General features: G+C 57.3%; 8 protein-coding genes. 2 read left to right on the forward strand and 6 right to left on the reverse strand.

Annotated features, from left to right (window positions below):
• Nucleotides 1–305 precede the first annotated feature (305 nt).
• A complete protein-coding gene (locus MPRO_RS13080; protein ID WP_067293160.1) occupies nt 306–1088 on the forward strand; it encodes a TSUP family transporter in 783 nt (260 codons plus the stop codon).
• Nucleotides 1089–1459: 371 nt separating this feature from the next.
• Here the strand turns inward: MPRO_RS13080 and MPRO_RS13085 are convergent, their stop codons facing one another.
• Both MPRO_RS13085 and MPRO_RS13090 read right to left on the reverse strand, forming a co-directional pair.
• Complete coding sequence (locus tag MPRO_RS13085; RefSeq protein WP_067293163.1) at nt 1460–2086, reverse strand: nucleoside triphosphate hydrolase; 627 nt, start codon at nt 2084–2086, stop codon at nt 1460–1462.
• A 21-nt stretch (nt 2087–2107) separates the two neighbouring features.
• Complete coding sequence (locus MPRO_RS13090) at nt 2108–2473, reverse strand: YacL family protein (protein ID WP_067293166.1); 366 nt, start codon at nt 2471–2473, stop codon at nt 2108–2110.
• 164 nt (nt 2474–2637) lie between these two features.
• Between MPRO_RS13090 and MPRO_RS13095 the strand changes: the two genes are divergently transcribed.
• The gene (locus MPRO_RS13095; RefSeq protein ID WP_067293169.1) at nt 2638–2829 is read left to right on the forward strand and encodes a CPXCG motif-containing cysteine-rich protein; all 192 of its coding nucleotides are present in this window, start codon (nt 2638–2640) and stop codon (nt 2827–2829) included.
• Between the two features lie 6 nt (nt 2830–2835).
• On the opposite strand, the gene MPRO_RS13100 is transcribed toward MPRO_RS13095, so the two are convergent.
• The 4 genes from MPRO_RS13100 to MPRO_RS13115 form a co-directional block, all read right to left on the reverse strand.
• Nucleotides 2836–3375 (reverse strand): nucleoside 2-deoxyribosyltransferase, encoded by a 540-nt coding sequence (locus MPRO_RS13100; RefSeq protein WP_067293172.1) that lies wholly within the window; start codon nt 3373–3375, stop codon nt 2836–2838.
• A 98-nt stretch (nt 3376–3473) separates the two neighbouring features.
• Nucleotides 3474–6860 (reverse strand): eCIS core domain-containing protein, encoded by a 3387-nt coding sequence (locus tag MPRO_RS13105; RefSeq protein WP_158651813.1) that lies wholly within the window; start codon nt 6858–6860, stop codon nt 3474–3476.
• A gap of 122 nt (nt 6861–6982) precedes the next feature.
• Complete coding sequence (locus MPRO_RS13110; RefSeq protein WP_067293178.1) at nt 6983–8398, reverse strand: M35 family metalloendopeptidase; 1416 nt, start codon at nt 8396–8398, stop codon at nt 6983–6985.
• A gap of 4 nt (nt 8399–8402) precedes the next feature.
• Nucleotides 8403–12794: a DUF6519 domain-containing protein gene (locus MPRO_RS13115; protein WP_067293181.1), complete on the reverse strand. Its 4392-nt coding sequence runs from the start codon at nt 12792–12794 to the stop codon at nt 8403–8405.
• Nucleotides 12795–12804 lie beyond the last annotated feature (10 nt).

The following is a 12804-nucleotide window of genomic DNA, read 5'->3' on the forward strand; positions in this document are numbered from 1 at the left end:
TCGGACAGCCTCCTAGACAGCAGCCTGTCGGACTTTCCCTTGCTACGACCGTCCAAGCCCGACAGGCGGCTAGAGCTTCCTGTTCGAACTCCGATTAGTTGTTTTTCTTGTGATTCCTTTAATCGTTTAACGATGCAGCTTTCCAGGCCGCGTTTGATTTTCGAGCATGCGGCTGCCGTTGACTGCTACTTATTCACAGATCTGACTCTCATCACTTGGCAGTGATTTTAACGGATGCGCTGGGCAGCACCGCGGGCTAAATGCTAGGCTGCGCGCTTTCGGGCTGATACGGATTTCAATTTCCCATGGCGGATTTACTTGGCTGGCAATATGCCCTTATCGGGCTTATTTTTGTCTGGAGTGGTTTTGTGCGCTCGGGCTTGGGGTTTGGTGGCGGGGTACTGTCGCTGCCGTTCCTGTTGCTGATTCTGGATGAACCCCTGGTGTTTCTGCCCTTGATTGCGGCTCATCTGCTGGTGTTCTCCAGCCTGATTGCCTTGCAAGGATACCGCCGTAATCGACGTGAACCCGAAAGTGCCGGGGGTGGCAATATTGACTGGGCTTATTTGAAAAGCTCACTAAAAATCATGATTATCCCCAAGCTGGTGGGGGTTTTCGGGCTACTGACGTTGCCGGCGGATATCATGACCAGCATTATTTTTGGCATCGTTCTCGTCTATGCCATTGGCTATGTGCTGGATAAGCCCTTTCGCAGCAATAATCCCTATCTGGACAAGCTGTTCCTGATGCTCGGTGGTTATGTCAGCGGCACCTCCCTGATAGGTGCGCCGCTTATTGTGGCGGTCTATGGCACCCATGTGGCCAAGCATCAGCTGCGCGATACCCTCTTTGTGCTCTGGTTTATCCTGGTGCTCATCAAGGTGATCTCCTTCCTGATTGCCGGGGTCGACCTGCAGCTGATACATCACCTCTGGCTGCTGCCCTGTGCCTTTGTCGGTCACCTGTTAGGTGAGCGCTTTCACCGGGCACTGGTCACGGCCGAGACGCCCCTGTTCTTTCGTGTACTGGGAGCCTTGCTGATTCTGGTCAGCCTGGTGGGCATGGCGCGGGGCTTCGGCCTGCTGTGAATCGGTTCGCGGGATGCTAGAGCGCTTCCATCTTTCATCGCCCCATTGCGATGGTTGAGACGAGATTAAGGTGACCCTGTTGGAGCCTGTGCCGGCTGGGGTATCGGAGCGGTTTGTTGGTTCATTTTGCAGCCTTGCTGGCGCGTACGCGCAAAGAAAGCAACCAAAGCTCTTTACCTTGAAGAATACACCCGATGAAGCCTATTCGTTGCGCTCTGAGATCATTCAGCGGGCTGCGCTGACGGTACATCCATGTACCTCATCGCAGGCGCAACAGTCCCTGTTGCACCCCTTCGGGCTGGATCGCCGAATGACCTCAGTGCTCGCCGGCATATGGCCATGGATGGCCGGTAGCCAGAAAATGCACTGCTCTAAAGTACGAGATCGGCGGGCAGGGCCTGCTGGATGATTCGCCGAGCGTTGGGGATATCATTGTTCAGCGCACGCTGGCGTGCGGCGGATTCCGACAGCCCCTGATCGCGCCAGCGTTGTATCAGCCGCAATTCCAGCATCGCCAGTGGCACGTTCAGCTGAATCGACAAATCCCAGTAGCTGCAAAGTTGTGACCAGGGTTGCTCGTCGAACAGTAGATAATTGCCCTCTACAATAAGGATGCGGTGTTCTGGGCCTACTCGGGCGGCGCCAGCGATGGCGATATCACGGCTGCGATCAAATAGCGGCACAAAAACTTCAGCCTCCGAACCCAGGCGCTGTACCAGCTGGACAAAACCCTGGGCATCAAAGGTTTCGGGCGCGCCCTTGCGTGGTAACAGGTCGCGCTGCTGCAGGATTGCGTTATCGAGATGAAATCCGTCCATGGGTACTAGCGCTGCGCATGGGCTTTGGGCATTAATCGCCGCTGTCAGTTGCTGCGCCAGCGTTGATTTTCCCGAGGCCGGAGCACCGCTCAGTGCAATCAGGGTGCGACGGCCTTTGGGGTTGATGGCAAGAACGCGATTAATCAGCGAGGCGAGGTCGGCAGGGGTTGCGGTCGGCATTATGGGCTCCGGTTTTTCCTGCTAGGCGCCGGGCAGGTCGCGCCAGGCTTCGAGCACGGCCTTGAAGTCGTCCAGACCGCAGCCGGCCTGGAGCTCATCATCGTAAAAACTCAGCTCGGCCAGCTCATCATCCGGTGCCGATTCATCCAGTATATGTGCCCGTACCTGAGCTTCTTCTCGTGTCAGCCAGAGGCAGTATTCGATGCCGCTGAGTTCGAACTCGCGCAGCTTGCGCTGCTGCAGGTCGTCAATGGTCTGCAGCAGGCTGTCCAGCTGTTGCCGGTTCTGGCCCAGTTCGTCGTTCAGCCAGTGGCCAAAGGCTTCGTGACCCATCGAGAATTCGGCAAAGTAGCGACCTATATCGTCGCGGCCAAAGGTATATTCCACAGGTATTCTCTGCACTGATCAAAAGGCGTCATAGTAACCCGTTTGGCGGGTGCCGCGGTAATGGCAACGGGGCCGCAGCGGCCTCGGGCCAGACAGATCTGCACTAAGCTGAATTCAGGATGGATAGTGGGCTGGCCGCAACTTGTTTGGCGGGGAGGATTATTATGAATACCCAGGAAGAAGTGGAGTTTTATTGCCCCTACTGTGGCGAGCGCATCAGTGTGCTGGTGGACTGCAGTGAGGCTGAACAGCAGTACGTGGAAGACTGTCAGGTATGCTGCAGTCCCATGGTGCTGAATATTCGGGTAGATGAGTCGGGTCTGGCGGTGGTGGACGCCTTGCAGGAGAATGAATAGCCGCGTTTAGCGGCCTTTGGCGATGAGCTGCAATAGCTGTTCGAAAAGGCGCAGATGCTGCTGCAGTTCAGGTGTTGCCTGGCGGGCAAGCAGTTCGGCGCCGCTGTCTGCAATGGCGCCTATCAGCATCAGGTTGTCTGCCATATCGAAGCGCTCAATCGTCATGCCGTCAGTATCCGCTGCCGAATTGTCCGTGGCAACCCGGTCGGCGTAGAGGCGCCCATCCAGGCTGTAACCCCATACCGGCTTGCCCAGCCCGGTCATAAAACCCAGTTCAAAAGCCGTGCCCGCATCCAGGCTGGGGCCGCGAAAGGGTGTCATATTGGCGACCAGCAGATCCGCCTTTTGCATCAGGTTGATGTTGGCGCGATAAATCGCCATCCCTGCCTCACGTGGCGCAAGCCCTTCGAGTTGCAGCGCGCTATCCAGCGGAAACAGACCCTCGAAGCCGTAGCGGGTACAGAGTTCGACCTTGGCGGCACCGGCTTCAAGCGCATTGGGCCAGAACACATCGGGTCCGGCGATATAGACTTTGAGTACAGACATGGGGATCCCTGAAAGAGGCATGGCTTCTGGCTGTATGATGCCGTGTCTGGGCTGCGGATGCATTAGTGGATGCATTGATGAGGGTGCTAAGCAGCCGGTTAAACCTCGTCCAGCACGGCTCCTATGAAGGCGCGCTGTAAATCACCGGCGCTGGGAATAACCCAGGTGGGTGTCTCATAGGTGAGGGCGTTATCGGGTTTTTCCTGGTAACGGGCGCTCGCCCGTGCGCCCAGTTCAACATCCAGTGGTAACTCCTTGCGAGCGATGCTCAGACGTTCGGATTCCCAAAGATCGATGGAGCCTATCAGGACATCCAGTTCAACGAATATTCTGCCGCCCAGGTCGAGGTAAACGATGGGGCTGACTACGGCGTCCAGTCTTGCGGTGACCGCAAAGCCGTTTCGAATATTCCAGGAGGGCTGAACCACGGCGTCGAGTTCGCCGTTCAGCATGGCGCCGACGGTGAGCTCGATCTCGCCCCCGCCGCGTATTACCAGCACCCGTGCCGACAGGCCAACCTGCAGCGACCCCTCCAGCCCCGCCTGCGCATCCATATGCAGGCGGGCATTGCCTTCAACGGTGGTATCGTTTGGTCTGTCAAAGTTGTAGAAAACATCCAGCCGCACATCCTGCAGAGTGAAGGGGCTGGTTCTGACATAGGCGTTGAGTGAGCCTCCCAGACGCAGGGCGACATCGGCGACACCGATGGACGCCAGGGGAATGTCGACGTCGAAGGAGGGGCGGCGACTGCGGGGCAGTTCCAGATCCGGTGTCTGTGCGTCGCTGAGGATTTCGATGTCTTCAGTCACCTCCACCGCGCCGCGCAGGCTGATGCCGCCATCGCGGGCGAACTCAACGCCGGCGGTGGCCTCCAGCCAGGGGGTCAATGCGAGGGTGACACTGCCGCTGCCGTAAAATACCAGAGCCTCGGTCGCCTGGCCTTCTATTGGATTTCCTTGCGCATCTATAGCCTGGTTGGTAACACCCAGCATAACGTTGCCACTGGCGATGTCGCGTTCGAACCCGCTGCTAAGGGTCGCGGTGAAAATACCATTCTCCAGTGCACCGCTGAAGCGGGTTTCGGTCACGCCTGGAATCCGTGTTGTATCCAGATCCGCTTCTATAGCCCCGCCCAGGGTCCATATGCCCTCTGCACTCTTGGCAACCAGAACATTGACGGTGGCGCTGTTCAGGCCAGGAACCTCGCCGGTCAGTTCGACGCCGCCCCTGATCTCGAGTCCGCGCTCTGCTCCATAGTTAAGATTGAGGGTGCCGCGGGACAGCCAGGGGTAGCTGAAGCCCACGTCGCCGTTCCCGCTTAGCACGCCTTCTGCCCAATTGACGTTCAGGATGCCGTCACTGATGCCCGGTATCAGACCCTCCTCAAAACCGAGCTGGCCGCCAAAACTCCAGGCCCCTGCGCTGTAACCCACGCTCAGGGTGGCGGGATTGAACAGAGTTGACTCAAAGTTGAATTCACCGGTGGCAGCGAGTCCGGTGTCCGGCAGCAGGCTGGCGGTAATTTCGCCCTGACCGACATTGTCGATGCCAAAATTGACCCGACCCTCGAGACTCCAGTCATTATCCAGGCTATAGGAGGCCCGCAGGCTGCACTCGTCCACAGAGAAGGGCGCCGGCAGAGCTATGTCTTCAGTGCTGAACTCCTTGAACACTGATACGGTACCGTCCGCGAGGCTGATGCCGATGGCGGTGGACTCACTGAAAAACGGCAGGCTGACGTTGATATTGCCCTCGGCGACAATGCCCCGATCGCCGGCGACTTCAATGTTATTGAAGGTGATGGGACTGAAAAAATTGGCCTTGAGGTTGCCGATTGTGGTGCGCAAGGAGTCCTGCAGTATTCCGCCGTAACGGGCGCCAATAAACCGGTTCAGGGGCAGATCCACCGGTTCCGTACTTTGAAAGACCTTGTTCCGCTGGGATACGTGCACACGCAGGTAGCCAAAATCCGGTGTATCCACAACGGACTCAGGTTCTGTGCGGAAGTACTTGTGGGTTATGACCAGGGGGTTCAGCCAGTAGCGCTCACGTCTTAGTCTGGAGGGCACTTCCTGTTCCGCTGTGGTGTCGCCACTCCAGCTGAACTCGCGGCTTACTCCCCCATTGGCGCGGGAAAATACCCGCGCCAGGCCAGGTCCGCCAATTTTCGTCGGGTCCGCCGCCACCAGGGCTCGCAGGTGGGCACCGCTTTCGATGTCAGAGCGAATCCAGAAGTCCGAGTTGCCGACACTGGGCCCACCGCTACCAACGGCACCCTCGAACACCAGGGTAAAGCCGCTCTTGATGTCTCGTTCAGTGTCACCATAAGCGCCCTCGGTGGCACGGATAAAGCCGCTTATTTTGTCGCTGATGGCCTGCCTGACCATGCGTCCAGAGGTGGTGTTGGCATTCCCCTCCAGCAGTTCGTAGTTCTCCAGTGCGTTGCCCTCGGGGCTGTGGGGCCAGTTCGCCAGCTGCAGTTCGACTATATGGTCGACATGGAAGAAACGCGGTTCCGCCCTTGGGTTCTTGCCACCCCAGGTGGGGATCAGAAATTCACTGGCCAGGCTGTCCAGGGAGCCTGAGTAGTAGCGGTTCTGTCCGGCTTTTGTACGCACTTCAATCACGTGTTGATCGCCTTCTGGCATCTCCCCGGCATTGGCGGTTTTAAGCTTGTTTTCAAGTTCTGTGCGGATAGTGCTTTTATCCAGCGAGGTCAGCCAGTTGTCCCGTTGGGCCGGATCATTTTCGCCGCTGCGATCAACCCGTTCGCCCCGTCCGCGCTTCAAAGGCGACAGCGCCTGGTAACGGGCGCGACGGTGGCCGCGGTTTTTAAACGCTGGCAGGGCGATACTGGTCCAGGTGATAGTGCTGGCAGCGGTATCCACCAGCCCGGTTGTTTTATTGCCAGCGACAGGCAGAGGTACAGCAGGTTGCTCGGGTGCAGGCTCTGAACCTGTGGGCTCGCGCTGGATCCGCTTGTGCTGCAGAGCTGCGCTGCCACGGCGTTGCTGTACTACGTGGGTCAACTCATGGGCCAGCAACTGCTGCCCTGCGGTGGTATCGGGCTGATACTCGCCGTTGCCGAAAAAAACATCATTGCCGGTGGTGAAGGCCCGGGCGCCAAGGCCGGAGGCCAGACGGTGTGCGGATGGGGAGTCGTGGATGCGTGTGTCGACAAAGCGGGTGCCAAAGCGGGATTCCATAAAGCTTCGGGTGCTGGCCTGCAGGGGTTCGCCACCACCCCGAGAGGCTGTTATATTTCGCTCAATATTGCTGCTGATATCGCCAACAGGCCCATTGGCACTGGCCTGCAGCAACTCCTCGTCCTCCTCATAGGTGGAGGCGGCCCCCTCCGGTACTCTCTGAATGGCGCCGGTGTCCAGAGCGCTGATATTGACCGCTTTTGGGCTGTCTGCCGTGACTCGCTGGGCGACCCGGTCAGCCTCTTGCTCGTAACGGTCGTTGGGTTGCCCAAGCTGCATCTTTGTTTGCAGGGCGGGGCCTTTGTTTGATCGGTTTAACAGCGCTTTGACTGCACTGGCCTGTGTGGCACTACTGCTGCCAGCTGCCGTTTTGCCGGGTGAGCGCTGGGTGTAGGTATGCATCAGTAAAATGCCTTGCCGTAATTGGCCACCAGCCAATTAGTCAGAGTTCTGTCTTTTTTACTGTCGCCCAGCAGGGCGCCGTAGGATCTGATGGTATCGTTGATGAGTCTGTCACTGGCCTTTTTGATCTCGGATGTGTCCTTGGGTGTCAGAGCCAGTTTGATGGAGGCTGAATGATCGCCCATATCACTGACTACTCTGGCGATACTTTCCGCCAGCACAATATCCAGTTGTGTCACGGTTTCATGGCCCGGGCTCTGGCGGTGCAGGCTGAGATGCATTGCCTTTGAAATTTTCTTCAGTTCTGGCAGGTCTTTTTTGAACTTGGCGTCTTTGGATGCCAGCAGGTCCTTGCGGTATTTGACCAGTGCAAATTGCACCTCGACGGCGGCATCCCAGCCATGGCGAAAGTATTCGGTAGTTGCGAGCCGGACATCATCTTCCAGGGTCAAGGCTGCGCCACTGACAGCCTTGCCAGGGGTAAATTCAGTGTCATTGTTGTAGGTGCTGGTGTTGAGCCAGCGGCGTACAAATTCTTCGTAGTGGGCCGCATTGTTCAGTTTTCGGCTTTCCGCCATGCCGGCAAATGCATCCTTGCCGGTGCTGGGTGGGTAGTAGCCGTGATCCTCGATGGCGCCATCGGCCAGATGAGCCGCTTCGTGCACCAGGGTGGCAACGGACTCCTTGCTGTTTGTCACTTTGGCCACGCCGGGCTCCAGGTGGATAACCTGGTCATCAAAGTCGGCCCAACCGCCGAGGTAGAGTGCGGCGTCATCGCGGTTGTAGTCCGTATTGACGCTTTTATTGAGGGTCGCGGTGCTGTCGACAAACGCCTGCAGCCGGTCTCCCGCCTTTCTATAGTTGCCGGCGGCATCGGCCTGTTTGCTGCCAAATATCCGTGTGAGCATGGTTTTGGATGTCTGCGCCTCGCGGATGACCTTGATGGCCCATCGCATTGCCGAGCGCAGTTTAGGCCTGTCCTTGTCCTTGATCCTGGCGTTGGTATCGAAAACTGACATGTAGATGATAGTGCGATCACTGCTATCTACCGCCGCCTCAAAGGCACTTTGATCGATGCTGCCGGGTGCTGGAAAAATGGCATCAATAATAGCGTCCAGAGAGTCTTTGCTTTTGAGCCTGTTTTCTTTTTTCAGGCGGATTAAGGCGGTCTTCACCAGCTCTTTCAACTCAGCCTGATCGATTCCCAGGGTTTTACTCTGGGTAATATCCTTGAGGTCGCTGAAGCGGGGCAGGCGGTAGCGCCGCCGGCCCCGCCCAAAATAGTGTTGATGCACATCGCCGGGAATATCGAGCGAGACACGGCCGCCGCGAGCGATACTGGCGGGCGCTGCCGCCTGCTGCACGCTTAGCGGTGGCGTTGGCGCGACGGCTGTTGCACGACGCTGAATGTGCATGCCATCAAACCTCTCTCAGTTTGGCCTTGGCCGCGGTATTTATTTTCTTGGCTGTAGCTTCGTCGATACCGGCCTGGATCAGTTTTGCGGTGGTCACTTTTGATAGTTCCTCCACGGTGCGAATATCCAGTTGGCGTAACATCGAATCCACTTCGGGTGAAACCTCGGTAATGCTCTTCACTGGCCGGTCTCTGGCAATATCCCGGTTTATTTCAGTGCGCATGGCTTTGATTTCTTCCAGATCGCTGCGCAGGGCGCTAACGCCAGTTGTCAGCTCGCGATTCTGTTCTGCCATCTGCGCCAGTAATGTCTGTTGCTTGTCGCGTTCAGTTCGGGCCTGTTCGAGCTGCTGTTCCAGTGCGGAGATTTCAGCTTTGGTCTGGCTCTTTCGGGTTTCCAGCGTCTGCAAATCCTGGCTGGTTTTATCCAGCTCAAGTGCTGCCTTGCGCGCCTCCAGGGCTTCCAGTTCTGCTGTGGGCAGCCGGATTTCGAGCGGTGCTTTTTCTATGTGGTAGAACTGCACAATGCCGTCTTTTTCTATCAGAGTGACCTTGCTGCCGCGCTCGATTACCTGGGGCGTGCCGGCAAAGGCATTGGCGTACTTGGCGGAATAGCGTTCGTCATAGCTTTCTATAGCAGTAACTTCGATACCTCTTTTTTCGAACTCGGTTGTGGTTGTCGTTGTGTTGCTGCCGATGTAGCTCTGCTTGGAGATCCCAGGCTCTGTGGTCTGGGCGCCTCTGGCCTGCTGTATGCCTGCATCCATGAACGTCTTGCCGTAAAAGCTCAGGGATGCTTTCTGTTGTTCCCACAGGACTGACATATCGGTGCGATTGTAGCTTCTCTGGTTTTGCTTGATGGCGCTCGCCTCTGTTAGCGGCTTTTTATCACGCTGATCATCCTTGTTGGGCGTTGGCAATAGCATTGCTCGCAAGGGGCCAAAAAGGTCCGGCAGCACCGCGCAGCAGATTTTTGCGATACCCTTTTTTAACAGCGGCAGGATGGGGATAAGCGAAGCCCAATATTCCACGGTGGGAAAGCTTTTTACGGTTTTGCGCTTGTCGAAATTGCACACCTTGTAGACCAGGCCGTCACGCACTTCCACGGTTGCCAGCCAGAGCTTGCTGTCGTCATCGCAGCTGGGGCACTTCACCAGCAAGTGATGGCAGAAGCAGTCCTTCAGATATTGCAGCACATTGGAAATCAGGCCCCAAAATGCCAGTAAAATTTCGTAACGATAGTTTTCCAGGGTCTTGTTGAATTCAGGCGTTGGTGCCAGCTCGGCAACGGGGGTTACGGTGACGGTCTTGCTGACAAAGTTGAGTGTGTAGATGGAGTCTGTTGCCGCCGAGGCGGCCATGTCCACAGGACCCACCTGCACGGGAATACGGGAGCTTTCGGTCTGGCCGGCATCCCTGTCCAGGGGATGGAGGCGGCATTCGTTTTCCACGGCCACCAGTAAGCGCTCACTGGGTGCGTGCCAGCGGAGCCAAAGATCCGAATTGCCAAATCCAGTACCGCCAATTTCCTGGAGACCGTCTGCGTTCAGGGGTAGCTGATAGGCAGATATTCGTTTGGTGGTGCTGGTCGAAACCTGGGTAATGCAGTACAGGCGCGTATCTCTTTCGCCATTTCCGTCGCGAGCCCCCGCCTGACTCATGGCCAGGTTGCCACTGCCGAGCAGGCTTTGTCCCTGCACATTGCGCAGTGGTGTCGTAATCTGGGGATTGAGGTTTTCCCCGTCGGCTCTGAGGTCGCACTGAACGATATTTCGATAGAAGCCGTCGCTGGAGTTCGCGTCGCTTGAGCCGCACCAGGCGATCTGGCTTTCTGGATCCAGCAGGAGTTGTCCTGTCGCGGCAAAGTTGTAAAAGGGTGTTAGCTGGGGCTTGGTGTCCGCTGCAATAACATCCGGCTCAATGCGGTACAGGCCTTTATTCTTGCCGATGGCATAGATCTGATCCTTTTCCCTGATAGCCATTACCATTTCGGTTACTAAAATATCGCAGAGCACACTCGATTGCTGCCATTCGTGGGTCTGACCAATCCGCGCCGCACCGAAGAGGGTGTCGGTGCCGCGCACTGCCGCACAGGCGTAGAGCTTGCTGCCATCGTTACTGAAGCAGAGCGCGGTGATTTCGGCGCCCTGGGCGGCGGGCATCTTTAGCACTTCCACCAGTTTGTTGGATGCCAGGTCAAAACGGTGAATACTGCTGTCTGTGCCACCAAAGCTGTAGAGCTGTTTCTGATCCGGATGCATGAGGACACGGGTGTGATCACCACGGCTGAAGATGGTGTCGATTTGGTTCTCTTCAAAGGGGTAGGGCGGAAACTCCTCATCCTGGAACATGGCGCAGAAGGTGCGGCTGCGCAGCAGTTCCCGCAAGCGGTTATAGAACGCCAGCAGAATCTGGTGCTCCCGCAGAGAGGTCCAGACAAAATGACCGTGATTACCGAAGAAAAACCAGGCGAGAAGATTGCCGACGCTGATGGTTTTCCGTCTCTGGTCGGATACGAGAACCCCGGTATTGGCTTCGATCTCTTCGAGCCCTTCATCGTCCTGAAACCGCACTTCCTCGGATAGCGCCTCGATCAGATCCTTCACGCAGTGCTGGTAAAAATCAAGCAACAGGGTGCCATCAAGCCAGGCGTATTTTTTGTCCTTGCTCCAGGGTTCCAGTACGAATTGCGGCTCGGGGTCGCCTTTTACGATGCGCAGACAGAAGGTGCCTTCGCCGTCTACCAGTAACGTCTTGTCCTGTGCCTGTTCCAGTACCTCGATCATATCCAGTATCGGAACCTCTTGCGGCCCCTTCAGCACCAGATCCTCCCCTTCGCAGCTGAGGGCGTAACCCGGGGTTACGCAAACGGAACGACGATCGCCTGCGCTGCCGTCAGATGAGTCGGTCTCGTCACTATGATTCTGGCAACACTCGGCTATCAGGCCGCAAACGATGCCCCAGCCGTGCAGGTGTTTGTTGTGCCACTTGAGGTCCCGTTGCTGGCACAGGTGGTCCAGCGCCTCTTGCACGGTGTCCACGTCGGGCATGTCGCAAACGCCGTTGTCGAAGCAGACATCTTCTGCGCGTATATCGGTCAGGGGCGGGAATTCAAAACGCCGGCATTGCTCGCCCTCATAGAGGCTCAGTTCATCGTTCACCACCGATCCTATGGTCATGTAGTGGTGCTCTATGCCCTGTGGTAAGGCTGCGTCCAGCAACTGCGGATCCAGTGCATGCACAGATTCACGCACTGCCACCTGCCAGTAGTCTCCCGCCAGCAGTGCATTGTCCTCCAGCGCCAGGGTCAGGGTTATTGCATCCAGCACCAGGAGGACAGTGTCGCCGTTGGTCACCCGGCCGGGGCTGTTGGCACCCAGTGCGGTGGAGAGTTCAACATTGCGATCGAAACCGCTGTCGAGCAGCCATTCGCCCGCCACCCGGTCAAAGGCGGCAAAGCCGTCCCAGCGGCGCACCAAAGGCAGGTTGGCAGGCTCTGATCCCGCGGCGGGGAAGCCAGGCACCAGTTCGCCATAGGTCGGCGTGAAACCCACGGCTAGATGCCTGCCCGGGTGTTTTTCCGAAGCGAACCCTGTGTCTGCGCCGCTAAAAAATTCGTAGCACCATGAGGCGCTGGCAAAGCCGGGCGGCAGGCTGCTCAGGCTATGCTGCTCGGCGCCGTTTTCCGAAGACCATTTAAGCAAGACCCGCGAGGGCTGCCCGCTGGCGTCGTACTCGACCTGATGTACTTCAACCCGGAACAGGTAATTGCCGATCTTTTCCTGCAGGGCCAGCTCCTCTGCACAGGGATCGCAAGGGTCGGGTTCGGTGCTGCCTTCGCGCAGTTCCAGGCTGAGCCTGGCATTGCCGGTTTTGGGATTGATCAGCGGGTCTTGCGGGTCTGTATCGGTGCTGCACCATTTGAGCTGACACATGACCTGGCGTCTGGTGCAGGTGTCAGCCCCGTTCAGGGCGGGATCTATGAGGCCGATATCCTCAAGCGCAGTGACCGTTCGCTGCCAGACATCGAGATAAAGACGGTAATCTCCTGGGGGAAGCGGGCAGGCGGGGAAGTCCGCCTGGTTTTGAATATCATCGATGCTGCCATCCGCCGGTGCGTCGTTTATTACGGCGGGTAGCAGGCGGGCACTGATACCTTCAACCACGGCCTCCCCGTAATAGAGGCCGATGCTGTCGGACGCATCACGCCGGATAATGCCGCTGCCTTTGGGGGTGCCGGTCAATACGCTATGCAACAGCGCCTGTCGCACACGCTCGCCATCAATGAGGTTGAGTTCATTCCAGTCGGCGTCGGTGAGCATACGCCCCATCTGTTGGAAGACGCCATTGTAGCGTTTGGTGGCATCGAAACTAATGCGCGACAGTTGAGTTTTCATGATCGTTCCA

The organism is Marinobacterium profundum, assembly GCF_001528745.1.
Lineage (GTDB): Bacteria > Pseudomonadota > Gammaproteobacteria > Pseudomonadales > Balneatricaceae > Marinobacterium_A > Marinobacterium_A profundum.

Coding starts and splice junctions, on each gene's coding strand:
- MPRO_RS13100 (WP_067293172.1), bottom strand. CDS start 3,375: ATGTCTGTACTCAAAGTCTATATCGCCGGACCCGATGTGTTCTGGCCC.
- MPRO_RS13085 (WP_067293163.1), bottom strand. CDS start 2,086: ATGCCGACCGCAACCCCTGCCGACCTCGCCTCGCTGATTAATCGCGTT.
- MPRO_RS13080 (WP_067293160.1), top strand. CDS start 306: ATGGCGGATTTACTTGGCTGGCAATATGCCCTTATCGGGCTTATTTTT.
- MPRO_RS13105 (WP_158651813.1), bottom strand. CDS start 6,860: ATGCAGCTTGGGCAACCCAACGACCGTTACGAGCAAGAGGCTGACCGG.
- MPRO_RS13115 (WP_067293181.1), bottom strand. CDS start 12,794: ATGAAAACTCAACTGTCGCGCATTAGTTTCGATGCCACCAAACGCTAC.
- MPRO_RS13095 (WP_067293169.1), top strand. CDS start 2,638: ATGAATACCCAGGAAGAAGTGGAGTTTTATTGCCCCTACTGTGGCGAG.
- MPRO_RS13110 (WP_067293178.1), bottom strand. CDS start 8,398: ATGCACATTCAGCGTCGTGCAACAGCCGTCGCGCCAACGCCACCGCTA.